We start from the raw sequence: 22858 nt of genomic DNA on the forward strand, positions 1-22858 counted from the left end.
TTATTTTATAAATATTACTTCACCACCTGCTTCTTTAATTTTTTGAATTGCCTTTTCAGAGGCTTTATGAACATAAACTTTTATGGGAAAATTTATATCTCCTTTTGAGAGAAGCTTAACTTTTAGATTTTTTCTTAGAACTCTTCTTTTTTTCATCTCTTCGTAAGTTGCCTCCTCTCCCTCTTTAAACTTTTCCACTAAATTTTTTATGTTTATAACCTCGTACTTTTCGCCGAAGGGATTTACAAATCCCCTTTTTGGTAATCTCCTATATAGGGGTGTTTGTCCACCTTCAAATTCAGGACCCTTTTCTTTACCTGATCTTGATTTTGCTCCTTTGTGACCTCTACCAGATGTTTTACCGTGACCTGAGCCTATTCCTCTACCAACCCTTTTTGGCTTTTTTGTTGCTCCCTTTATAGGTCTTAATTTACTCAAATCAAGCATACTAAGACCCTCCCCCCTCTTTTTCAATAATTTCTTCAACTTCAACAAGATATTTAATTTTATCAATCATACCCCTGATTTGAGGTGTATCTTTTTTTATAACAACCTGCCCTATTTTTCTTAGTCCGAGAGCCTCAAGTGTTCTTTTGGCCTTCCAGTTAGCTCCTATCTTAGATTTAATTTGTTTTATCTTTAAATATCTTTTCATATTAGGAAATCATAAATTTTCTTATAACTCTTGAAATAGGTAAACCTCTTCTTTTTGCAACTAATCTTGGGTCTTTAAGTTTTGATAAAGCTGCCATTGTTGCTTGAGCAAGATTACAAGGTGTAGTTGAGCCTAAAGCCTTTGTCAAAACGTTTTTGTAGCCAGCTGCTTCAAGAATTGCTCTAACGGTGTGGCAGGCAATAAGGCCTGTGCCAGGGCCTGCAGGTTTTAAGAGAATTTTTGAGGCACCTACTTTTCCAACAACAGGATGTGGTATTGTTCCATTTATAACTGGAACACTTATCATACTCTTTTTTGCCCTTTTTAGAGCTTTTGCAATAGCATCAGGGGTTTCAGCTGCTTTGCCATGTCCTATTCCGACCCTACCTTCTCCGTCCCCAATAGCAACCCATGCAGAAATCTTAAATCTTCTTCCTCCTGTTACAACTTTAGCAACGCGGTTTAATGATATGATATTTTCAATAAGGGTTTTTTCCTCCATGGCTCCTTATTATACATTTTTCATTTTTATTTTTTCAAGAATTTAAAGAGAATGTTTAAAAGAATTGTTAAGATAACTGAAATAACAATTGAGGTTCCCAGGGGGAAGTAAAATTTAAAGTTTTCTTTTTCTATTATAATATCAAGGGGTAATCGTGGCAATTTTGGGAAATTTTTTTGGAATTCAATTTTTGAGGAAAAGTAGAATAAAAGGCCAATTAAAATTAAGAAGGCTCCTAAAAATAAAAGCAATTTCCCAAATTCTTCGAATATTTTCATTCTGCCCAGAAGGGATGGTTGCCTTGAACGTATTCTGAGGCTGTCATTTTCCTTTTTCCTGCTGGTTGAAGTTCAAGAACCTCTACTGAACTTTCGCCACACATAACAAATAGTCTTGAACCTTCAATTACTATTTTTCCTGCGGGGCCTGAATAATCCTTATTTTCTTGTACTTTATAAATTTTGATGTATTTTCCATCAAAATGGGTTCTTGCACCGGGTGTGGGTGATAATGCATGAATGTGTCTCATTACTAAGAATGCACTTTTTTTCCAGTCGATCCAAAGTTCTTCTTCAGTTAACTTATGAGCATAGGATGCTTCTCCCTGTTGAGGTCTTGGTTTTATTTCTCCCCTTTTATACTTATCATAAATCTCTACAAAAACGCTGATTGCTCTCTCCGAAATTATAGCCTCAATGTCGCCTTTAGTTTTATCACCTATTTTAATATTTTCCTGATAGATTATTTTTCCAGTATCAATCTTTTCGTCCATTATAAAAAAGGTAAAGCCTGTTTCTTCTTCTCCGTTCATAATGGCTCTTTCTAAGGGTGCGGCTCCCCTGTATTTCGGTAAAAGAGAGGGATGAAGATTTATTGCACCATATTTTGGTAGATCTAATAGCTCTTTGTCGAGTATTTGACCGTAATCGGTCAAAAAGATTATTTCAGGTTCAAGTTTTTTTAGTTCGCTTATGAGTGCGGGATGATTCACATCGTGGGGTTGAAAGATTCTATCTTTTCTTATACCGTGTTGTAGAGAAAGTTCTTTTACAGGGGGAGGGGTAATTTTTAGCCCTCTACCTTGGGGTTTATCTGGGGCTGTTACGATGGCGTCTGGTTTTATCCCATTTTTCAAAAGTGACAAAAATACTTTAGCAGCAAAATCTCCTGTTCCAAAAAATATGAAACTACCTTCAAACATCATAAATATTAAATTTAAAAAAAGAAAATTACGGGAATTTAACCCCTTTTAAACTTTAATTCTACCCTTCTCTAATTCAATATTTTTTCTATAGCGGGCAATTAGAATTCTCCTTGTATCTCTATCAACTCTATCGATAAATAAAAAACCTTTTAAATGATCATATTCATGTAATATAACTCTTGCTAAAAGGCCATTTGCCTTTAGCACCTTGTCTTCCCCCTTTAAATTTACATATTTTAAATCGACAAACTCAGCTCTTTCTACCTCAGCATAGATCCCGGGTATAGAAAGGCAACCCTCTTCCATTATAATTTGGCCTTTTATGTTTATGATTTCTGGATTTATTACAACAAGGGGGCCCTTTTCTTTTCCTACAACTTTTTCTGAAACTACAAAAATTGATAAATCCTCACCGACCTGATTTGCGGCAAGACCTGCTCCTTCGTGAAATTCCATTGTATCAATCATTTGAGATACCAAATCTTTAATTTCCTGTGTTATTTTCCTAACAGGTCTTGTCCTTTTCCTAAGGATTGGATCCCCGTAATACCTTATTTCAAGAACCTTTTTCACCTTCTACAGTCTCACCTATTTTTCTTTTTATTGCGTTCTTCTCAAACTTTATTAGGGTTCCTGGTCCTGTTCTTAAGGTGATTGCACTATCTTCAACCTTAACTACTGTTCCTATTATACCGCCAAGTGTTACTACCTTATCGCCCTTTTTTAATGAATTTATCATCCTAATTCTTTCCTTCTCTTCTTTCTGCTGGGGTCTTATAAAAAAGAAATAAAAGATGAAAAGCATCGCAACAAAGGGGAAAATAAAGACAATTATGGCACCGATGGGGTTAACCTCTTGTGAACCAGATTGTGAAATTAAGTTAAAAATCATCACCGAAAGTTAGCCAAAATTGCCAATTACCGTATAATTTCTCTAAGTCCCACTTTCTTGCAAAATCAAGCTTCATAAAAAAGTAGCCCAAATCAAATCGTAAACCTACACCCACATCCATGAGTAAATCCTTAGCTTTTAGAAAATACACACCCCTTTCAACCAGTCTGTATCTTCTGAAGTCCTCCCTGTTTCCGAGTAGGGCGCTTTCGATAAATAATACACTTTTTACGCCCCCGATTTCAACAGGGAGAAAGGCTATTCTGAGTCTATCAAGGAAGGGAATTCTAAGCTCTATTGCATTATAAATAAGCACTCTACCCCATTTAGAAAAGAGGTCATAGCCTCGCATAAGATAGGGTGATCCAAAATAATAGGAGATAACTTTTTCGTCTCCCTCTATAATGCCTGAATAAAGTCTTATTGCTAAGTTAGAGCGTGGAGTTAATCTAAAGTATTTTCTTAAATCAGCCTGAAGTTCATAGTAACTATAGCTGGGAGAAAAACCCTTTGTAAGCCCTAAAGCAAAAAGCTCCCCGTCTTTTACTTTATTTTCTAATATAAAGCTTCTTTTAAATAGGTAAAACAAAATTAAATCATATACAGTAAAAGTTTGAAATGTGATTTCTTCTTTTAAATAGTCTATAAGGTAGCGTTCCCTGTAGCTGATATTAAAGCCATAGGTTATGCTGTTAAAGATATCAAAGGGATAGATAGAAAGAATTAAAAGGCCAAGGTTTCTGTCTAGGGCGTCTTTAGTTGGAGATAAAACGTAATAGGGGAAGTATTGATAAAATTCAAGCATGTAGTCTTCTCTTTTTTTAAGATAAAATATACGTAAATCCCAATTGGAATTTAGAAGGTCTTGAGATAGTTCTGAGAAAAATTCAATTTTATAGTTACCAAGAATATCAGATATTCCGATTGTAAATCCTCCATAATAGCCATAAAGTGGAGAAAATCCAAATCCTGCTACGATCCAATCTGGCGTTAAACTAAGAGTATAATCTCTTGTAGGATAGTCAGCCTCCTTATACTCCACTTTCTCCCCCTTGTACAAATTAATAGCTTGCGGTTTTAGGGAGAAAATATCTTTTATTAAAAAAATATCATAGCCACCTTTCCAAAGGAGTGATAAACATATAGAGTTAATATTTTCTGAGTAGGAGACATCTTTTATATGTGTGGGGAAACTGGTTAGCCTATATAGGGAGTCTTTTTCTATATCATAAAAACAGAGGTTTCTTAGACCATCAGGCTCATCGTAGAGAAAATAGACTTTTTTGCCATAAATGAAGGGATCATCGATATTTCCAAGATAGGGTGTTAATCTTTTTATTTCTCCATTTCTTAGGTTATATGAAAAAACTGCATAGTCTCCGAACTTACCCTCAAAGTTTCTGTCAGAAATAAATAATATTAAAGTATCGTTTATAAAGACAGGGGTTCTGTCATCGAATTTATCCTCTACTAAAGAAATTAGTTGATTTGTTTGTACATTGTAAATATATATGTCCGAAAACCCATCCTTTATTCCCGCAAAAACAACTTCTTTCCTTTTAGGATTAAATGAGGGCTCATATACTGCATCTAACTCTGAAAACTCTCTTTTTTTGATAAATTTATTTTTTTCTATGTCAAATATAAAAAGAACATCGCTTTTACCTCCGGAAGAAACTATAGCTAAGTATTGGCCATCTAAAGAGAAGGAAAGGGAAGGTCTTACAAGATGGAGGTTCTCAAGAGAGGGATTTTTTTGGCCTGAAATAACTTTTTTTAATTTTTTTGTTCCCCTGTATTTAATATATACGTCAGTAAAGCCGGCTCTATCAGATATAAAGGCTATTTTTGAACCATCAGGAGAAATAGCACAACCTATGTTTAAAAAGCCTCCCTCTAATTCATGCTCAGTTAATCTTTCTGCTATTTCATAGGGGAAACTGTAGCTTTTAAAGTCCCTATAAAATTTATCCTTAATATACCAGTTAAAGCGCTCTGATAACCTCTTTAAATTTTCACCAAAGGTTTTTTTAACATTTCTTTCAAGATTCCTTGCTACTTGAAAATTTCTTACAAACTCTGAAACTTTTTCTTTACCATATTTTTCCTCTATAAATCTAAAAAACATCTCACCTAATCTATAAACAATATAGTCCCCACTGATTGAGAGTCTTTCTAAATCAGGTAAAAGGTTATTTATAATTAAGTCTCTTACAAATCCCCTTGTTTCAGAATCCTCATTTTTTGATAAATATTCAGCCAGACCCTCCATAACAAAAAGGGGTACATTAGGAACATTTCCAGTTAAAAGGTTTTGTCCGACTCTTCCGTAGAAAAGCTCATATTCAAAGACATGGACTAGCTCATGAATAAGAACATGTTTAAATTCAGAGTAAGAACCGTTAAAGGGTAAAACAATTCTTTTCTTGAATATTTCGGTAAAACCTCCAACACCCTCAGGCAAAGTCTCAAAGATTACGTTTGTTTGTCTAAAATCATTAGGTGAGTTGTAAATAATAACTGGAATTTTATAATTTATTTTTATTTGGAAAAAATCGCTAAATTTTGGAAAGACTTCTTCTAAGTGATAGGAGGCAAAGGCTGCGAGCTTTTCTCCACCAGAATAATAATAAATTTTAAAATGTTCTGTCTCTAAATACTTAAAATCAAAATCTTTATACTGAATCTTGTTTATTCCGGAAAATAAGAGAAAAATTAGGATAAAAAAAAATAATCTCATAGTTTTAATCAAAATAGAGATGATCAGGGATAATAAAATTTATTGGATTTAAGGGTTTATTAAAGAGTCTTACTTCATAGTGAACGTGAACTCCTGTGGCTTTTCCAGTTGAACCCATTAAAGCTATTATTTCACCCCTTTCAACCGATTCACCAACTTGTACTAAATTTTTTGAGTTATGTGCGTATATTGTTTTAAAACCATTACCATGATCAATCTCTACAGTAAGACCATAACCTTCCCTCCAACCAGAGTATGTAACTTTTCCCTTAGCTGTTGAAATAACAGGCGCACCAAAACCTGACGAAACATCTACACCCTCATGCAGTTTAATTCTTCCTGTAAAAGGATCCTTTCTATAACCAAATCCTGAAACTATAAAACCTGAAGCAACAGGCAAGATTGAAGGAGTATGCTCAAGCTCATTTTTCTTTTTGTCAATAACATCTTTATACTCACTAAGCTTTCTATCAAATTTATGTACAAGTTTTAACATATAGTCAATTCTTTTTTCTAAACTTGCTAAGCCTTGACTCGGCACCAGGCTACCTCCTATTCCCATTTTTAAAAAATCTTCGTCTATAGCATCAAGACCCGCATGTTTCCTTAACTTATTTATTTCATTTGCTAACTTCTCTATTTTTTTAACAAGAGAATCATTTTTAAGCATAAGTGAACTAATTTTTTTAGTAAGAAATGAGTTTTCTCTTATCAAAAAATTCAGCTTGTTTTTATCCACTTCAGTGTTAAAAAAGTAAACTAATAGAAAAATAGTTGTAAATACAAAAGAAATTACTACACTTATAACTAATTTAACTAAAAAATTGGTAACGAGGAATTTCCTTACCTTTCCAACACCGCTTAAGGGTACAATGTGAATTAAAAATCCATTTTTTTGATTTCCTCCCATAGCCTGAGTATAAAATAACTGATTAAAAAAATTCAAAAAGTTTGAAAAATTTAAGTATAAAAACGTATAATAAAGTGGCATGGAAAAGATAACCCCTATGAGTTTTGAAAATGTGGAGAGGAAGTGGTATCTTGTTGACTTAAATGGAAAAGTTCTTGGGAGGGCGGCTTCAAGAATTGCACTACTTTTGATGGGCAAGAGAAAACCTATTTATTCACCTCACCTTGACGTAGGCGACTTTGTTGTAGCTATAAACGCTGACAAAATTAAAGTTACAGGAAAAAAACTTACTGATAAGATATATTATAGGCACTCGGGATATCCAGGAGGATTAAAACTTAAGAAACTAAAGGAATTGCTCGAAAAAAATCCGGAAAAAATTATAAAATTAGCTGTAAAAAGAATGTTACCAAAAAATAAATTAGGGAAAAAATTAATTAAAAGATTAAAAGTTTATTCTGGTTCGAGTCATCCCCATATTGCTCAGAAACCCGAGCCTATTGAAATAGATAAAATTAAATAATTATGAGTGAAGTAATTTTAACTTCGGGAGGAAGGAAGACAGCAAGGGCGAGATTAAGACTTCGCCCTGGTACTGGAAAAATTTGGGTAAACGGAAAAAGACCACTTGAGTACTTCAAAAGAGAGGACCTCATAATTCATGCCTTTGAGCCTCTAAAGGTTGTCCAAAAAGAAAGCGATTTTGATGTAGTTGTTAAAGTAGAGGGAGGAGGACTTTCAGGACAGGCAGGTGCTATCAGGTACGCTTTAAGTAGAGCTCTTGTTAAGTATAATGAGGGATTTAAGGCAGTTTTGAAATCACGAGGTATGTTAACGCGTGATTCAAGAGAAAAGGAGAGGATGAAATATGGACTTACAAAACGCAGGAGAGCTCACCAGTATTCAAAGCGCTAAAATTTCGTTAGAGGAACTCTTACAACACGGTGTCCATTTTGGACATAGGTCCTACAGGTGGAATCCGAAGATGCAAGGATATATATACGGTAAAAAAGAGGGAATCCACATTATAAACATAAATAAAACTATTGAAAAACTTAGAGAGGCGATTGAATTTGTGGAACACAAGGGCTCAGAAGGCGCAATTCCCCTTTATGTATGTACAAAAAAGCAGGGAAAAGAAATTATAAAGGAATACGCAATAAAGGCAGGGGCTTATTACGTAGTTGAAAGATGGCTTGGAGGGCTTCTCACAAACTTTGAAACAATAAGAACAAGAATTGAAAAGATGAGAGAAATAGAAAAAATGAGAGAAGACGGTAGACTGGAGAAATACCCTAAAAAAGAACAACAGAAAATTCTAACAGTTTATAAAAAACTAGAGAAAAATTTGGGTGGCCTGAGGGAGATGTACGAGCTACCTGGATTTTTGTATATAGTAGACCCAGTTAAAGAAGAGCTCGCAGTAAGGGAAGCAAGAAAGTTAAAAATTCCTATAGTTTCACTAATAGATACAGATGGAAATCCAGAAATTATTGATTATCCAATACCTGGAAATGATGATGCTATGAAATCAATAGAATACATTACAAGAATTATAACTGGTGCTTATTTAAGAGGAAAAGCAAAAGCAAAAGGGGAGGAAGAAAATGTCTGAAATAAGCCCTGAACTAATTAAAGAATTAAGGGAAAGGACAGGTGCAGGAATAATGGATTGTAAAAAGGCTCTTATTGAGTCAAATGGTGATATAGAAAAAGCGGTAGAAATTCTTAGAAAGATAGGGATTGCAAAAGCAGAGAAAAAAATCGATAGGGAGGCAAAAGAGGGTATTGTAGAGGCGTATATTCATCCGGGATCAAAACTTGGTGTTTTGGTGGAGCTAAACTGTGAAACAGATTTTGTTGCCAAAAATGAGGAGTTTATAAAGTTGGCTAAAGAGATTGCTATGCAAATTGCTGCTATGAACCCTATAGCTGTTAAAAGGGAGAACATTCCTCCGGAGATAATTGAAAGAGAAAGAAGAATATATTACGAGCAAGCTAAGGAAAGCGGCAAACCTGAAAATATAATACAAAAAATAGTAGAGGGGAAAATGGAGAACTTTTTTAAAGAAAAATGTTTACTTGAACAGAGCTACATAAGGGATCCATCGATAACAGTTGGGGACTTAATTAAACAATATATAACAAAATTTGGAGAAAATATCGTAGTAAAAAGGTTCGCAAGGTTCAAAATAGGGGAGCAATAGTTTAAATAAATGGAAAATAAAAGAATACTTTTAAAAATAAGCGGGGAGGTTTTAGGGTCATCAAAATTCGGGTTAGATCCTGAGTCCTTTGAAAGAGTTGCAGATGAAATAAAGGAAATCCACGATCTTGGATTTGAAGTGGCTGTCGTTGTTGGAGGAGGCAATATCATAAGGGGAATTCAGAGTGAAGAACTGGGAATTGATAGAGTCACAGCTGATTACATGGGGATGGTTGCAACACTTATAAACTCTATGTACCTCCAAGCTATATTAGAGAAAAAAGGTAAGATAACAAGAGTCATGTCAGCAATCGAAATAAAACAGGTAGCTGAACCTTATATAAGAAGAAGAGCAATAAGACATCTTGAAAAGGGCAGGATAGTTATTTTTGCCACAGGAACAGGTAATCCCTTTTTTTCAACAGACACAGCAGCAGCTTTAAGAGCAGTGGAAATTTCTGCAAGATATTTTCTAAAGGGAACTAAAGTAGATGGAATATATTCAAAAGATCCCTTAACTAACAAGGATGCAATAAAGTACGATAAAATTGATTATGATACGATAATAAAAAATGATTTGAAAATACTTGATGCTTCAGCTGTTGCCTTATGTAAAGAAAATCAAATAGAGATAATTGTATTTAATATAACAAAGAACGGGATTTTAAAGAAAATTTTACTTGGAGAAAAGTTAGGTACGCTTGTTACAAGGTAAATTTCTAATAAAGCTGGCTCAGGGAATTTTGCCAATAGTTTATTACTTCTTTTTAAAAACAATAAAATTTAGGCAAATAGGAGATTTTCCAAATAAAAGGGCTCTTTTTTGTTTTTGGCATAGATCCTTTTTTCCGCTAATTTATTTTTATAGAAACAAAAGAATAAGAATTTTAGTTTCTGCCTCAAAAGATGGTGAACTTTTGGTAAAACCTTTAAAGAAATTTGGATTTGCTGTAATAAGGGGATCAAGCACAAAATTGGGAGATAAAGCTTTTAGAGAAATCGTGAGGGCTCTGAAAAAAGATAAACTTGCAGCAATTACACCTGATGGACCAAAGGGGCCAAGGGAGATTTTTAAAGAAGGAGCCCTTTTTATATCTTACTTATCTTGTGCTCCCATACACCTTGTTGGTGTTGCCTTTTCTAAAAAAATTGAACTTCCCACCTGGGATAAATTCATGATCCCTCTTCCCTTTTCTCGCTGCACAGTCTTTATTTCCTCTCCAATTTATATTTACAACAAAAAAAACATTGACAAAGAACTTTTTACAAAACTTTTAAAAGAAGTAAATTTAATAGCAGAAAAATATATTAAAAGGGGAGGGAAAATATGTTAATGTATTTTTTAACTTTTTATATAACGATTAATTTACCAAACGGTCTTCATGTTATATACAAAAAGAAGGAAAAAACAGATATCTTTACTTTTCTTCTCGTTGTAAACTCCGGAAGTTTTAATGAGGAGGAAGGTTTTGAGGGGATGACCCACTTTCTTGAACATATGCTCTTTGATGGTAATGAAAAGTTTACAAGGGAGAAACTTAGGAAAAATTTTGATAAACTTGGACTCTACGTTAATGCCTTTACAAGAGAAGATTATACGGCATTCTTTTTTTCTGGACCTGACCAAAACTATAAAGAAGGAATATATCTTTTATATCTTATGATTTTTAAATCAACTTTTCCTGATAAAGAATTTGAAAAAGAAAAAGGTGTTATATTGCAGGAAATTTATCAGGATAGATCAAGAGAATTTAACGTTGTGAAAGAAAAGGTGGACTCAATAATCTTTTTAGGGACTAACTATTCACACCCTGTTATTGGATATGAAAGAGCAATAAAAAATCTGAAAAAGGAAAAACTAATAGAGTTTTATAAAAAATTTTATGTACCAAACAATATGGTAATATTTATAAGTGGTGATGTAGATGAAAAAGAGCTTTTTGATTTTATTGAAAAAACTTTTGGGAGAGAGTTAGGAGGGGAAAAATTCTTTAATGAGGTGGATTTGAATTTACAGAGATTTTATGGTGAGAAAATATTTTTAAATATTGGGGGAGTTAAAAACTTTTATATTTTTAAGTGTTTTGAGGCGCCCCCGCTTAACTATACTTCAGCCTCTTATTTTATTTTATTAGAAGAAATATTTAATTCTGAGAACGCTTTAAAGAAATTTAAACAAAAACACAAAAGCATCTTAGAAGCTTCATTAAGTTATGAACCGAAGAAAAAATTTGGTGTCATCTTCTTTAATTTAACTTTAAAAAATAACTTAAACAAAGATTCTCTCATCTATTTAACTGAAAAATTAAATTCCTTTATAAAAAATTTTTTAGATAGCATGAAAAAAGAAGATTTTGAGAGATTAAGAGAAAAACTTATAAAGGAGAAAGTTTACGATGATCTTGACCCTGTATACTCTATTTTCTATCTTGCAAACTACCTTATCTATAAGGATCCTCTCTTAAGAGAAAAAATTGTAGAAAATATAAGAGAGATAGAATATAAAGATTTTATCGAATTTTTTAAAAACTTCTTTAATAGCTCTTACAGTAAAACAGTAATTGTCTCAGAATCAAAAAAAACTGCAATAAAAGAAGCATTTCCAGAGGCTATTCATATACTTATTAAAAAAAGAGTACAAGCAGAAGAACTATCTAAAAATGGTATTTCTCAAGTATTTTTTAGAGCTCTTTTAAATGAAAGAATAAACAAAATAATTGAAGAAGAAGGGTTAAGGGTAAAAACTTTTGATAACCCCTATATACCGTTTGATGATTATTATCACAGATGGGATTTTTCTTATATAAGAGTTGTTTTTTCATCGGAAAGTAAAGATAAAATTCTTGACTTTATTGATAAGCTCTTAAAACCTGAATTTGACACTTTTATTTTAGAAAATTCTAAGAAAGAGGCAATTTTAGCAAGAACAATTTCTGAAAAAGATCCATATATAAAAGCTTGGGAAGAATTTGAAAAAAATTTATTCAAAGATGAAAAAAAATCTATCTACGGTGAAAAAGAAAAAATAGAAAAAATTAAATTGAAGGATCTCTATGAGTTTGCCAAAATTTTAGAAAAAGAAAACAGAATAATAACATACGAATCGGAAAACCCCGACTCTTTATTAAAAATTAAAGTTAAAGAAATTTCAGATTATAAACCTATAGAAAAAATTAAGATAAATGAAGAACGCTTTATTGATTCGATAAAGTTAAATTTAAAACAGAGTTATATTCTGGGAGGAAAGGTATTTGAATTTGAAGATAAAAGGGAGATTCTCGATTATATCTCTCTTTCAGAAATTTTAACTCAAAGAATGCAAGAGATTATAAGGGAAAAACTGGGATTTTCCTATAGACTTTCATCTGGAGTCAGAATTTATCCAGGAAAGTTACTTTTTTATTATGAAATAGGAACAGATAGAGAAAACTTAGAAAGGGTAGAAAATGAAATGAGAAAAATTTTTGAGAGTATAAAGAGAAAAATAGAGGAGGAAGAGTTTGAAATTGCACTTAACTCTTTTTTAGGAAACTATATAAGAAGACTATCAAACCATGAGACAAGAAGTTTCTATAAAGGTTTTTACATTTATTTAGGCTTAGGAGAAGATTTTGATAAATTTATCAAAGATAACATTAGGAAAGTTAAATTAAAAAATGTAAAAAAATTGGCAGAAAAAGTCTTAAACATAGAAAATTTTTCAAAGATCTATGTTTTTTAAAAAAATTTTAAAATTTAGAGAGATTAAAAAGTATTTAAAGTTTTTTGAGAGGATCGATTTAATTAAAAAAAAGAGTGGCAATAGAATTCTAATAAAAGGATACATTATTTTTTGATTTTTTTTGTAAAAATAGTAAAGGGATCTTATTCTGTGATAGAAAGCAAAAAGACTTTCTTTGTGGGTTCCACCGAATTCATGATAGACGATCCATTTAGGATAAAAATATATGTAAAATTTCTCCTTTCTTAACCTTCTCACTAAATCTCCATCTTCTTTAAAAAGAAAAAAATTCTCGTCAAAGTAGCCTACCCTTTTAAAAACTTTTGAGGGAAATAGGGCACAGGCACAGGGTGCAAGAGGAACAAACTTTTCCTTAATCCTCCTTTTTTCCTTTTTTTTAATAAAATCTGCATAACCTAACAAAAATAAAAGAGTCCTAAAATGAGACTCCGTATCTCTCCAAGGTGGAATCTTTTCTCCATTTTTATTTATCATAAGCGGAACAAGCATACCTATTTCCTTTCTTTTCTTTATAAGCTCTAAAGCACTTTCAAACCCACTGATAAATTTAACATCTGGATTAACAAGAAGGATATACTCACCCCTACTTACCTTTATACCTATATTTACGGCCTTCGCAAATCCTAAATTCGCCTCATTATTTATCACTTTCAAAAAAGGATAACCCTCAAAATCAAGGTTTTCAGAAGGTGAATTGTTTACAATTATAATTTCTGCCTCCCTTTTAACACTATAGGGCAAAGAATCTAAAAGCTCTTTTATTAAATCTTTAGAATAATAATTAACTATAATAAGGCTTAGATCTTTCATGAAATAATCATCTCTTCAATAAACCGTGAGGGCGTAAGTTTTTTTCCAGCTTTCATCTTAGGTCTTGTTATAAAAACCTTTTCACAACTCCTTGTTAAAGCAACGTAAAAGAGTCTTCTTTCTTCATCTAACTCTTTCTTTTGTGATAGACTTCTAATACTGGGAATGATAGATTCAGCAACACCTGTTATAAAAACTACATCAAATTCAAGACCCTTAGCACCATGAATCGTAGAGAGAAAAACACCCCCTTCCTTTGAGTCAGTTTCAAGACTCTCTAAAATTGAAAAGGAATCTAAGAATTTTTTTAACTCTTTAGCCTTATATTCCCTTAAAAGGAAGAAAAATTCATCTAAAGTTTCCCTTTCTTCTTTTTCTTGATCTGGAGGTAAATTTTTAAGAAACTCATAAAAGTTAATTTTTTCAAGAAATTCATCAACTATTTCAAAGGGGGTTTTTGAAAATTTCTCTTTCTGATGAGTTTTCCACAATTTTAAAATATCTTCACTTATTTTCTTATTTCCCAGGAAATATTTTAAAGTCTTTTTAAGAACTTCTCTTTTGCTAAACTGAACAGATTCGAGATAACCTATAAGTGCCCTAACAAGACTCTTAGTATAAAATCTTGATTTACCCTCAACGTTAAAAGGTATATTTTCCTTTTTTAACGTCTCTTGTATATTTTTTAGATAGTAAGAAAATCTTGATAAAACAGCTATCTTTTCCTCTTTAGTACCCTGTGAGAGTAAAATTTTTATTTCTTTAGAAATAAACTTAGCCTCTTCTTTTTCGTCTTCGGCATGAAAAACAAAGATCCTTTCTCCCTTTTTTTCAGCAGGTGTAAAGAAAAACTCTTTCCTATCTTTTATTTTAGATAAAATCTTTAAACCTGCTTCATAAATATGTTCTGGTATTCTAAAGGATTTTGTAAGATAGTATATTTTTGAGTTTTCAAAGTATTTCTCGAAATTGTTTATAAATTCTGTAGAAGCTCCTTTAAAACCGTAAATAGCTTGGTCCGGATCACCTGTAGCAAATAAAGATCCACCTTTTTCTCTTAATTTTCTTAAAAGTGACACCTCACCATAACTTAAATCTTGAAACTCATCAACAAGCAAATACTTAATATTTTCCGAAAATCTTTCCTTTATATCTTCATAGTTATCAAGTATAAGATTTGAATAAAATATCAAGTCATCGTAATCTAACAAGTTATTTTCTCTTAAAATTTCTGAATATCTTTTGTAAACAAGACCACATTTTCTAAGCCAAGCATAATCTGATCTTAAAAGATCCTCAGGTGTAAGTAAATTAATTTTAGAAACTGAAATAGTTTTAATTACTTCTTCAAGTTCAACCTGAGAAAACTCAGTAAAGTTATTTCTAATTATCTGAAAACTTTCACTTCTTGAAATAACTTTAGCTTCTTCCATGTTAAAACCTATTCTTTCTCCCCCAGTATAAATAACCTGTAAACCTAAACTATGTAATGTGGAAACATTTAATGAAATAAAATTTTTCTTTGAAAGAAGAAGCATCAGACGTGATTTTATTTCATTTATCCCCTTGCCCGTGAAAGTCGTAATAATGATTTCTTCTGGCTCAAAATTTTTAACTTCAATAAGATAAGATGCTCTTCTTATTAGACAAGTTGTCTTACCAGTCCCCGCACCACCAACTACAAGTACAAACCTTTCTTCTGTGGTTACAGCATCCCTTTGTTCATCTGTTAAATCTTCTAATATATTTTTTTTCTTATCACCTATCTTTACATCTATCAGTGCCATATAAGAAACTTTCAATCCTTCTTCAAGTGATTCATACATTTCCTTTGCTGTTTTAAATCTCTTTTCAGGATCGGGATCTATTGCCTTTTCTATAACCCTTCTTGTATTTTCACTTACATTTTCTGTGAGTCTTTTAAAATTCCCCTTTTTTATTTTTTCCCTAATTTCTTCAAAGGTTCTACCTTGAAATGGTGGGAATCCTGTAAAGCACTCATACATCATGCAACCCACTGCAAAGATGTCGGTTTTTTCAGAGTAATTTCCCCTCCAACCCTCAGGTGCAAGATAAAGTGGTGTTCCAACAATGTTTCCACTTACTTTTTCTTGGAAGATAAGGGCAAGTCCAAAATCTGAGATTTTAGGTTCATAATCAGATGTTAAGAGAATGTTTTCAGGTTTTAAATCTCTATGCAAAAAGCCCCTTGAATGAGCATAGGAAAGGGCAAGGAGAACTTTTTTAAAAATTTTTAAAACAAGATCCTCATCAACAGGTGCAGATTTTATCAGATTTCTAAGTGAGAATCCCTCTACATACTCCATTGTCATTATGAGATTATTCTCTATTATGTCAACAGAGTAGAATCTAACGATATTTTCATGTAAAAGCTCGGATAAAACTTTAGCCTCTCTTTTTAAAATTTCCCATTCTTCTTTTCTTATTCTTGGAACCTTTATTGCAAAAAGTTTATCAATTAAGGTATCTCTTACAAGGTAAACATCACCGAAAGTTCCACCTCCCAGCCACCTTAAAATTTCATATTTTCCCAGCTTTTTCTGTAACATTTTATTTTATAATAAAGTTAACGAATTTCTTTGCGAGTTCAACAAGATAGAAAGATCCTACTAAAAGTATAAGAGAACTTGAGTTTGAGTTTTCAAGACAAAAGTTAAAAGCTTCATAGGCATCTTCAAAGGTAGCTATTTTACTAAAATTTAGTCCTTTTGCTATTTCGTAGATAACTTTAGGGTTTTCTCTTCTTGGTATATGTGATTGAGTTAAAACTAAATTTTTAGGTTCAAGTCTTTCTAAAATTTTTAACATTTTTGCTATATTTTTATCTTTATTTGATCCAAAAATAAGAAAATCAGGTGTTTTTTTGATAATATTTTTAACATTTCTAACAACAGCAGAGATTGATAGGGGATTATGGGCGCCATCAACGATAAAAAATGGGTTATCGAGAATTTTTTCAAATCTACCAAAGATTTTGAATTCGGTAAACTCGTAATTTTTAATTCCCATAAGGTAAAGGTATAAAAAAGCACAAGCTGCGTTTATAGCCTGGAAATCTCCAATTAACTTAGTAAAAACTTCATGCCACCTGTTGTCAAAATATATTTTAAAAGAGGTTCCATTTAAAGAAGCCTCCTTAATTTTAAATGGTATTTTCAGTGAGAGAAGGTACACTTCACTTTTTACTTTTTTCGCTCTATCAATTAAAACTTCAAGAACCTCTTTTGGTTGGGGAGAAATTATAGTATTTTTACCTTTTATGACAAAACTTTTCTCGTAGGCAATTTTTGAAAGGGTATTTCCCAGAATATGTTCATGATCATAGCTGATTGGTGTAATTATTGAAAAGTCAGTTTGGCAAGAATTTACAGCATCAAGTCTTCCCCCAAGTCCTATCTCTAAAACGTTGAAGTCTGTATTTTTATCTTTAAAATATAAAAAAGCAATAATTGTTAAAGCCTCAAAATAAGTCAAAAAAATTCCCTTTTCAACTTTTTCCTTTATTTTTGAAACATAAAATATAAAATCTTTTTCAGAAATAAGATCATTTCCTATTCTGATTCTTTCTCTTACGTCCATAACATGGGGAGATGTATAAAGGCCAACGTTCTTAAAGCCCTTTTGAATAAAACCAGAGACAATATGATGTGCTGTGCTTCCCTTTCCCTTTGTGCCAGCAATTATACAAGGATTTTTAAGATGAAGCTGAGGATTACCAAATTCATTAAGGTCTTTTAAAAATCTTTCAAAATCAAATTCACCCTTTATGTTTTTTTTCTCATAATTTATGAGAGATTCAAGAAATGAATTTGCTTCTAAAAAGTTCATAATTATTTATTTAGGTTAAAAAAGCAAAATATGGAAAGAAGTATAGTGTAAATACCAAAAAAGGGAAAGTATTTCTTCTTTAGTGAACCTTCAAGGATATAAAGGGCAAGAAGTCCTGATAAAAAGGCAAAAATAAAAGAGAAAATAGAGGGTAAAACTTCTAAGTTTTTTAAGTCATCAATTTCAATTAGGAAAGCGCCGAGTACAAGTGGAAGATACATATAGAAAGAAAACTCAAAGCTTTCCCTTGAACTTACTTTTAACAAAAGACCAGTCGTAATTGTTATTCCTGATCTTGAAATACCAGGTAAAAGTGCAAATATTTGAAAAAAGCCAATTATAAGTGCCTTTTTTATATCCAAAACTTTGTTTCCCTCTTTTAAAAAAGAAAGTAAAAGATAAAAGCCGTTTAGAAAAAAGAAGATAAAAAGAAAATCGGCATCTTCAAAAAAATACTCAATTTTTTCTCTAAAAAAAAGGGCAAAGATACCTGCTGGCAATATCCCAACTATTATTTTAAAAAAATTTTTGTAATAATAGGCTATTAACCTATTTCTAAAGTAAAAAATAACCGAGAAAAAAGTAGCAAGATGTAATAAAGTTTCAATTCCTATTCCTTTTATGTTAAAGCCTAAGATTTCTTGCAGTAAAACCAAATGGCCTGAAGATGAAATGGGTAAAAACTCTGTTAAACCTTGAAATAAACCAAGTATTATCTCTTTCAAACTCTATTTCCTCTTTTCAACTAGTTTAATAATGTCAATTAAAGGTATAAGCTCTTTATCGATCAGAATAATTTTTTTTACAATTTCTTTATCGAGGTTAAAGGGAACTTCAAGAAGTTTTACATCTTTTTTCTTAAAAATACCTCTTACTTGACTTACTCTTATGAAAAAATGCTCTCTTTTTTCTTTTTCAATAAAAAGATAAGAGTAAGGCTCTACTTCCTTATCAATTCCGAGTAATTTTGAAAAAGATAAAACAGGAATCATTAAATTTCTAAAATTAGTCATACCTAAGGCATATTCAGGAAGATCAGCTGATTCAATTATCTCTAAGTCTGTTACAACCTCTGTTGCCTGATAGGTATAAACAGCGTAACTTTCATCACTTACTTTAAAAATTAAGTATTCCTCTGGTTCTTCTAATTCACCCTCAACTTCAACTATATCCGTTGGTTTTAACTCCTCTTTAATCATAGTGATCTCCCTTTCTTCTCTTTTATCAATTTCTCTCTTATCGATCCCCTTAAAATCCAATATTTTTTCCTCTTCTTTAAGTAGTTGTTTTTCTTCTGCTTTCTCTATCTCTTTTTCTTTTATAAAATCGAGAAACTTTTGAAAACTTATTTCATCTTTTTCTTTCATAGTTCAAGTATTGTAAAGTTTTGGTTTGTGTATATACAAATTTCAGCAGCAATTTTAAGGGATTCTTCAACTATTTCCCTTGGGCTTAAGTTTGTGTTTTTTAAAAGGGCTAAGGCAGCAGCCCTAGCATAAGCAGCGCCTGACCCAATGGCAACTATACCATATTCAGGTTCAACTACTTCTCCTCCCCCTGTTATTATAAGTGCTCTTTCTCTATTTAACACAGCAAGAAGGGCTTCAAGTCTTCTTAAGAATTTATCTGTTCTCCATTTTCTTGCCAATTCCACTGAGGCTCTAAGGAGATCACCCTTGTATTCTTTAAGATTTTTTTCAAGATTTTCAAATAGGGTGTAAGCATCTGCAACAGAACCTGCAAAACCAACTAGAACTTCATCGTTATAAATTTTTGTTACTTTTTTTGCACTATGTTTTAATACAGTCTCTCCGAGAGTTACCTGTCCATCAGCCCCTATAACCGCCTTTCCATCCTTTAAAATCCCCAGAACTGTGGTTGACCTTATCATTTATTTATTTTAATCTAGTTGAGAAGGAAAGGCAACTTCAAAACTCCTTTTTTCTATTCATTAAGAATTTAGAGGAAAAGTCTCTATGGACCTCTATAAAAAAGTAGACGTCCAAATTTAAGAAGAGAAACCATATGGGCTGAAAGTTTTAAAGATTTATTTTTCGCCACACTAAAGGCGTAAATATCTGAGAAAATGTTTTTTAAATTGTTTTCATAATATCTAATTTCTTCTTCGAGAAAAAGGAGCGAACTTCTCTTTAAGGCTTCAAGGGAGTTTATATAAATTATGGGTAATCCTACAATTATATCGGGTAGTACTTTTTTATTTTTCGAGAGTATTTCATAGATTTCGTGATTTATCGCTGATGGAGCTACCTCAATAATTACCTTTGCTCTTATCTTTTCAAAATTACTCTGTTTTATAACATCTGAGGGACCACAGAGTATAAGTATATCTGTTTCACCCATTAAAAGCTCTGCGTTTGTAATTTTTTCTCCATCTAATTCTTTGACGGATCCTTTTTCTTTTTTCAATAATAAAAGTTTTTCATATTCAATGTTATTAGAAATTATTGCTCCCTTTGAATCTGATATTCCTATAACTTTTGCATTAATTTCGTTCATTATTTCAAAAAAGAGAAGAGAAATTTTACCTGCACCCTGAATAAAAACTCTTTTATTTTTAAAACTTATATTTTCCATTTCTGAGAATTTGTCAAAAAAAATTTTTAACCCCCTTTTTAAAATTTCTCTTCTTTGAGGAACACCACCCATTTCTGGTATTTTACCAGTAAAATTGTAAAGAAATGCGTCTTCCTCTTCATAACCCTCTTCAGGAAAGAAAAATGTATTATCATCATTTATTAAAGAAACGAACTTTTCCGTAAGAAGTCTTCTTGTTTTATTATTTTTAATGAAGAATTCGTTAGCCTCAATTCCTGCAGAAACTCCAGAAAAAGGAATATTTAAAAGATAACCCTGTAGTGTTGTAAAAAGAGAAAATAATTTTAGTTCATCAAGATTAATATTTTCTTTTATTCTTATAGGTCCAAGAAAAGAGGGCTTTTTGGTTGAGTGAACTACCCTTATACACTTAAATGTATGAACTTTTCCCTCATGATCGTATGGGATATTTCTTATTTCAATAAGTTCAGGCTCTAAAATTAAAGAAATAATTCCCTCTGGAAACCCAATTTCTTTACAAGCCTTAGTTATGAAATTTTTAAATTCTTCTAACATCGAGGGATTTTAGGTTAATTTCCCCTTTAAAGGTTAAATTTACTTTTCCTATTAAAAAGGCTTCATCATTTATAAAAGTGACTTTTAAAGTATCACCGCCTCTTGTAAAGATTTCAAAATTATCTTTTTTATTTTTAAGTCTTAAGTAAAAGGCAGCAGCAACAGCACCTGTGCCACAGGATAGGACTTCATCCTCTACTCCCCTTTCATACGTCCTTATTTTTACCTTATTCTCATCAATTATAGAAATAAAATCCACATTGGTCCCTTCAGGCTCAAAAAGTTTGTGATACCTTAAAAAGGCTCCCCTTTCAATAACGTTAATTTCATCGATATCCTCTTCTTCGCATATAAGATGAGGGACACCCGTATCTATTAACGTGTATTCTTTGTCTGAGATACAAATATTCTTTACCGAGGGAGACACCAAGACTTTAAGTTTAACAAGATTATTTCCCAAATATTCGCCGTAATGTTTTCCATCATCAGCAATAAAATTAAATTTTCTCTTTTTAGTTTTAAGATAATTAAGGTAGATCAGGCACCTTGCTCCATTTGCACAAAATTTTGCCCTTTTTCCATCTGAGTTGAAATAAATCATTTTAAAGTCAAATTCTTTATCTTCTAAAGAAAACAAAACACCATCAGCTCCTATTCCTCTTTTTCTATCACATAAGGCAGAAATAAACTTTGATACTTTTTTTGGATTTACATTGAAAAAAACAATAAAATCGTTACCCGTTCCTTCCATCTTAAAAAAATTCAACTTCATTTGGAAATTATAAGAAAGTTAGATTTATAATTTCATATAATAAACTAAAAGGAGGTGTAAAAATGTTAAAGGAAAGATTAAGAGAAAAAATTGAAAAAAGAGTAAAAGAAGTAAAAGAATTTAGGGAAAAATATGGTAATAGAGTAATTTCTGAGGTAACAGTGGACCAAGCCTATGGTGGAATGAGGGATGTAAAATGCATGGTATGGGAAGGTTCACTTCTTGATCCTAATGAGGGAATAAGATTTAGGGGTTACACAATTCCAGAAGTTAGAGAGAAACTTCCAAAGGCAAAAGGTTTTAATGAACCTTTACCTGAAGGGATATTTTATCTCTTACTGATCGGTGAATTTCCAACTGAAGAGGATATAAAGGAAATACAGGATGAATTTAAAAAGAGGATGGATCTTCCATCTTATGTAGTTGAAATGATGAAAAAAATGCCTTCAGATACACATCCTATGACTTTATTCTCAATGGGAATTCTTGCAATGCAGAGAGAATCCAAGTTCACTAAAGCCTACTGGGAGGGAATTCCTAAGGCTAAATATTGGGAGTATTTTTATGAAGATACTTTAGATCTTTTAGCAAAAGTACCTGTTGTCGCCGCTTATGTTTATAGATATCTTTACAGAGGGGGGAATTTTATAGATCCTAAGCCAGAGCTCGATTGGGCAGCAAATTTGGCTTACATGATGGGTTATGAAAATCCTGAAGTTTATGAGTTAATGAGGCTTTATATGGTTCTTCACTGTGATCATGAGGGAGGAAACGTTTCAGCTCATACAGGGCACCTTGTTTCATCGGCTCTTTCTGATGTTTATTATTCGATTTCAGCAGCCTTAAATGGTCTTGCAGGTCCTTTGCATGGTCTTGCCAACCAAGAAGTTTTGAGATGGATTTTGAATTTAAAGGAAAAGTTTAAGGATCAGCCAATTACAAAGGAAGTTCTTGAAAAGTACTGTTGGGATACTATAAATTCAGGCCAGGTAATTCCAGGATATGGGCATGCGGTTTTAAGAAAGACAGATCCAAGGTATATTGCTTTTAGAGAGTTTGCTTTAAAGTATATGCCTGATGATGAGATCTTTAAGATTGTTTCTATGCTTTATGAGGTTGTTCCTCCTATTTTGCAGCAGCTTCAGAAAGTAAAGGATCCATGGCCAAATGTGGACGCTCATTCAGGTTGTGTTCTTTATCATTATGGAATAACTGAGTTTCCATTTTATACGGTTTTGTTTGGTGTTTCAAGGGCTATCGGTATAACAGTTCAGTTAATATGGGATAGAGCCTTAGGTTTACCTATTGAAAGACCAAAGAGTGTGACTCTTGAGTGGTTGAAGGAGAATGTTAAGTAGTTTAAGTATTTACGCCCGTAGTTCAAGTGGATTAGAACGTCTCCCTCCGGAGGAGAAGGTTGCGGGTTCAAGTCCCGCCGGGCGTA

At 32.2% G+C, this 22858-nt stretch carries 25 protein-coding genes and 1 tRNA gene; 9 read left to right on the top strand and 17 right to left on the bottom strand.

Translation table 11 applies throughout. The annotated features are described in order from the left end of the window. The 9 genes from rplO to ABDH49_06605 are packed head-to-tail and all read right to left on the bottom strand — an operon-like array spanning nt 1 to nt 6903. Nucleotides 1-447, bottom strand: coding sequence for a 50S ribosomal protein L15 (gene rplO, locus ABDH49_06565; protein ID MEN3046625.1), 447 nt, complete (start codon nt 445-447; stop codon nt 1-3). A 1-nt stretch (nt 448) separates the two neighbouring features. Then, complete coding sequence (rpmD, locus tag ABDH49_06570; protein ID MEN3046626.1) at nt 449-655, bottom strand: 50S ribosomal protein L30; 207 nt, start codon at nt 653-655, stop codon at nt 449-451. Between the two features lies 1 nt (nt 656). Then, complete coding sequence (rpsE, locus tag ABDH49_06575; GenBank protein MEN3046627.1) at nt 657-1157, bottom strand: 30S ribosomal protein S5; 501 nt, start codon at nt 1155-1157, stop codon at nt 657-659. Between the two features lie 26 nt (nt 1158-1183). After that, nucleotides 1184-1435: a DUF2905 domain-containing protein gene (locus ABDH49_06580; GenBank protein ID MEN3046628.1), complete on the bottom strand. Its 252-nt coding sequence runs from the start codon at nt 1433-1435 to the stop codon at nt 1184-1186. Continuing rightward, a complete protein-coding gene (gene fmt, locus ABDH49_06585; protein ID MEN3046629.1) occupies nt 1432-2361 on the bottom strand; it encodes a methionyl-tRNA formyltransferase in 930 nt (309 codons plus the stop codon). Before fmt ends, ABDH49_06580 begins: the two co-directional genes overlap by 4 nt. Before the next feature lie 45 nt (nt 2362-2406). Continuing rightward, nucleotides 2407-2934 carry a peptide deformylase gene (def, locus tag ABDH49_06590; GenBank protein ID MEN3046630.1) on the bottom strand — a complete coding sequence of 176 codons (528 nt, stop codon included), beginning with the start codon at nt 2932-2934 and terminating at the stop codon, nt 2407-2409. Next, nucleotides 2918-3253, bottom strand: coding sequence for a preprotein translocase subunit YajC (gene yajC / locus ABDH49_06595; GenBank protein ID MEN3046631.1), 336 nt, complete (start codon nt 3251-3253; stop codon nt 2918-2920). The genes def and yajC overlap by 17 nt, the downstream gene beginning before the upstream one ends. Beyond that, complete coding sequence (locus ABDH49_06600; GenBank protein ID MEN3046632.1) at nt 3243-5993, bottom strand: hypothetical protein; 2751 nt, start codon at nt 5991-5993, stop codon at nt 3243-3245. The genes yajC and ABDH49_06600 overlap by 11 nt, the downstream gene beginning before the upstream one ends. A gap of 4 nt (nt 5994-5997) precedes the next feature. Then, complete coding sequence (locus ABDH49_06605) at nt 5998-6903, bottom strand: peptidoglycan DD-metalloendopeptidase family protein (protein ID MEN3046633.1); 906 nt, start codon at nt 6901-6903, stop codon at nt 5998-6000. Nucleotides 6904-6982: 79 nt separating this feature from the next. Here ABDH49_06605 and rplM point away from each other — a divergent pair, with 79 nt between their 5' ends. Genes rplM through ABDH49_06640 form a run of 7 tightly spaced genes read left to right on the top strand, consistent with a single transcriptional unit; the run spans nt 6983 to nt 12830 of the window. Further along, the gene (gene rplM, locus ABDH49_06610) at nt 6983-7426 is read left to right on the top strand and encodes a 50S ribosomal protein L13 (protein MEN3046634.1); all 444 of its coding nucleotides are present in this window, start codon (nt 6983-6985) and stop codon (nt 7424-7426) included. A 2-nt stretch (nt 7427-7428) separates the two neighbouring features. Continuing rightward, on the top strand, nt 7429-7818 hold the full coding sequence (gene rpsI, locus ABDH49_06615; GenBank protein ID MEN3046635.1) for a 30S ribosomal protein S9: 390 nt from the start codon (nt 7429-7431) through the stop codon (nt 7816-7818). Beyond that, entirely contained in the window at nt 7772-8518 is a 747-nt protein-coding gene (gene rpsB / locus ABDH49_06620; protein ID MEN3046636.1) for a 30S ribosomal protein S2, read from the top strand. The genes rpsI and rpsB overlap by 47 nt, the downstream gene beginning before the upstream one ends. Further along, nucleotides 8511-9110, top strand: coding sequence for a translation elongation factor Ts (gene tsf / locus ABDH49_06625; protein ID MEN3046637.1), 600 nt, complete (start codon nt 8511-8513; stop codon nt 9108-9110). The genes rpsB and tsf overlap by 8 nt, the downstream gene beginning before the upstream one ends. Nucleotides 9111-9119: 9 nt before the next feature. Next, complete coding sequence (pyrH, locus tag ABDH49_06630) at nt 9120-9824, top strand: UMP kinase (GenBank protein ID MEN3046638.1); 705 nt, start codon at nt 9120-9122, stop codon at nt 9822-9824. Beyond that, a complete protein-coding gene (locus ABDH49_06635; protein MEN3046639.1) occupies nt 9811-10443 on the top strand; it encodes a lysophospholipid acyltransferase family protein in 633 nt (210 codons plus the stop codon). The genes pyrH and ABDH49_06635 overlap by 14 nt, the downstream gene beginning before the upstream one ends. Next, complete coding sequence (locus ABDH49_06640) at nt 10443-12830, top strand: insulinase family protein (GenBank protein MEN3046640.1); 2388 nt, start codon at nt 10443-10445, stop codon at nt 12828-12830. The genes ABDH49_06635 and ABDH49_06640 overlap by 1 nt, the downstream gene beginning before the upstream one ends. Here ABDH49_06640 and ABDH49_06645 read toward each other — a convergent pair. From ABDH49_06645 to dapF, 8 genes are all read right to left on the bottom strand, one after another. Then, complete coding sequence (locus tag ABDH49_06645; GenBank protein ID MEN3046641.1) at nt 12810-13661, bottom strand: glycosyltransferase family 2 protein; 852 nt, start codon at nt 13659-13661, stop codon at nt 12810-12812. The genes ABDH49_06640 and ABDH49_06645 overlap by 21 nt on opposite strands. Further along, on the bottom strand, nt 13658-16231 hold the full coding sequence (locus ABDH49_06650) for a UvrD-helicase domain-containing protein (protein ID MEN3046642.1): 2574 nt from the start codon (nt 16229-16231) through the stop codon (nt 13658-13660). The genes ABDH49_06645 and ABDH49_06650 overlap by 4 nt, the downstream gene beginning before the upstream one ends. 1 nt (nt 16232) lies before the next feature. Then, nucleotides 16233-17510: a Mur ligase family protein gene (locus ABDH49_06655; protein ID MEN3046643.1), complete on the bottom strand. Its 1278-nt coding sequence runs from the start codon at nt 17508-17510 to the stop codon at nt 16233-16235. Between the two features lie 2 nt (nt 17511-17512). Then, nucleotides 17513-18235, bottom strand: coding sequence for an undecaprenyl-diphosphate phosphatase (locus ABDH49_06660; GenBank protein MEN3046644.1), 723 nt, complete (start codon nt 18233-18235; stop codon nt 17513-17515). A 3-nt stretch (nt 18236-18238) separates the two neighbouring features. Then, nucleotides 18239-18877 (bottom strand): chemotaxis protein CheW, encoded by a 639-nt coding sequence (locus ABDH49_06665; protein ID MEN3046645.1) that lies wholly within the window; start codon nt 18875-18877, stop codon nt 18239-18241. Further along, nucleotides 18874-19401 (bottom strand): ATP-dependent protease subunit HslV, encoded by a 528-nt coding sequence (hslV, locus tag ABDH49_06670; GenBank protein MEN3046646.1) that lies wholly within the window; start codon nt 19399-19401, stop codon nt 18874-18876. Before hslV ends, ABDH49_06665 begins: the two co-directional genes overlap by 4 nt. 83 nt (nt 19402-19484) lie before the next feature. After that, nucleotides 19485-20642 carry a Glu/Leu/Phe/Val dehydrogenase dimerization domain-containing protein gene (locus ABDH49_06675; GenBank protein MEN3046647.1) on the bottom strand — a complete coding sequence of 386 codons (1158 nt, stop codon included), beginning with the start codon at nt 20640-20642 and terminating at the stop codon, nt 19485-19487. Continuing rightward, a complete protein-coding gene (gene dapF / locus ABDH49_06680; protein ID MEN3046648.1) occupies nt 20626-21414 on the bottom strand; it encodes a diaminopimelate epimerase in 789 nt (262 codons plus the stop codon). The genes ABDH49_06675 and dapF overlap by 17 nt, the downstream gene beginning before the upstream one ends. Nucleotides 21415-21476: 62 nt before the next feature. Here dapF and ABDH49_06685 point away from each other — a divergent pair, with 62 nt between their 5' ends. Together ABDH49_06685 and ABDH49_06690 are read left to right on the top strand one after the other, a co-directional pair. Further along, a complete protein-coding gene (locus ABDH49_06685) occupies nt 21477-22772 on the top strand; it encodes a citrate (Si)-synthase, eukaryotic (GenBank protein MEN3046649.1) in 1296 nt (431 codons plus the stop codon). Between the two features lie 11 nt (nt 22773-22783). After that, nucleotides 22784-22858, top strand: a tRNA-Arg gene (locus tag ABDH49_06690).

This window comes from Candidatus Hydrothermales bacterium, assembly GCA_039630235.1.
Classification (GTDB): Bacteria; Hydrothermota; Hydrothermia; order Hydrothermales; family JAJRUZ01; genus JBCNVI01.

Excerpts from the sequence above, each read along its gene's own strand:
- pyrH (MEN3046638.1), top strand. The coding sequence starts at position 9,120 with ATGGAAAATAAAAGAATACTTTTAAAAATAAGCGGGGAGGTTTTAGGG.
- ABDH49_06665 (MEN3046645.1), bottom strand. The coding sequence starts at position 18,877 with ATGAAAGAAAAAGATGAAATAAGTTTTCAAAAGTTTCTCGATTTTATA.
- rplM (MEN3046634.1), top strand. The coding sequence starts at position 6,983 with ATGGAAAAGATAACCCCTATGAGTTTTGAAAATGTGGAGAGGAAGTGG.
- ABDH49_06600 (MEN3046632.1), bottom strand. The coding sequence starts at position 5,993 with ATGAGATTATTTTTTTTTATCCTAATTTTTCTCTTATTTTCCGGAATA.
- rpsI (MEN3046635.1), top strand. The coding sequence starts at position 7,429 with ATGAGTGAAGTAATTTTAACTTCGGGAGGAAGGAAGACAGCAAGGGCG.
- dapF (MEN3046648.1), bottom strand. The coding sequence starts at position 21,414 with ATGAAGTTGAATTTTTTTAAGATGGAAGGAACGGGTAACGATTTTATT.
- rpsB (MEN3046636.1), top strand. The coding sequence starts at position 7,772 with ATGGACTTACAAAACGCAGGAGAGCTCACCAGTATTCAAAGCGCTAAA.
- ABDH49_06605 (MEN3046633.1), bottom strand. The coding sequence starts at position 6,903 with ATGGGAGGAAATCAAAAAAATGGATTTTTAATTCACATTGTACCCTTA.
- ABDH49_06685 (MEN3046649.1), top strand. The coding sequence starts at position 21,477 with ATGTTAAAGGAAAGATTAAGAGAAAAAATTGAAAAAAGAGTAAAAGAA.
- ABDH49_06580 (MEN3046628.1), bottom strand. The coding sequence starts at position 1,435 with ATGAAAATATTCGAAGAATTTGGGAAATTGCTTTTATTTTTAGGAGCC.
- rplO (MEN3046625.1), bottom strand. The coding sequence starts at position 447 with ATGCTTGATTTGAGTAAATTAAGACCTATAAAGGGAGCAACAAAAAAG.
- fmt (MEN3046629.1), bottom strand. The coding sequence starts at position 2,361 with ATGATGTTTGAAGGTAGTTTCATATTTTTTGGAACAGGAGATTTTGCT.
- ABDH49_06675 (MEN3046647.1), bottom strand. The coding sequence starts at position 20,642 with ATGTTAGAAGAATTTAAAAATTTCATAACTAAGGCTTGTAAAGAAATT.
- rpmD (MEN3046626.1), bottom strand. The coding sequence starts at position 655 with ATGAAAAGATATTTAAAGATAAAACAAATTAAATCTAAGATAGGAGCT.
- ABDH49_06655 (MEN3046643.1), bottom strand. The coding sequence starts at position 17,510 with ATGAACTTTTTAGAAGCAAATTCATTTCTTGAATCTCTCATAAATTAT.
- ABDH49_06645 (MEN3046641.1), bottom strand. The coding sequence starts at position 13,661 with ATGAAAGATCTAAGCCTTATTATAGTTAATTATTATTCTAAAGATTTA.
- tsf (MEN3046637.1), top strand. The coding sequence starts at position 8,511 with ATGTCTGAAATAAGCCCTGAACTAATTAAAGAATTAAGGGAAAGGACA.
- hslV (MEN3046646.1), bottom strand. The coding sequence starts at position 19,401 with ATGATAAGGTCAACCACAGTTCTGGGGATTTTAAAGGATGGAAAGGCG.
- ABDH49_06640 (MEN3046640.1), top strand. The coding sequence starts at position 10,443 with ATGTATTTTTTAACTTTTTATATAACGATTAATTTACCAAACGGTCTT.
- yajC (MEN3046631.1), bottom strand. The coding sequence starts at position 3,253 with ATGATTTTTAACTTAATTTCACAATCTGGTTCACAAGAGGTTAACCCC.
- rpsE (MEN3046627.1), bottom strand. The coding sequence starts at position 1,157 with ATGGAGGAAAAAACCCTTATTGAAAATATCATATCATTAAACCGCGTT.
- ABDH49_06650 (MEN3046642.1), bottom strand. The coding sequence starts at position 16,231 with ATGTTACAGAAAAAGCTGGGAAAATATGAAATTTTAAGGTGGCTGGGA.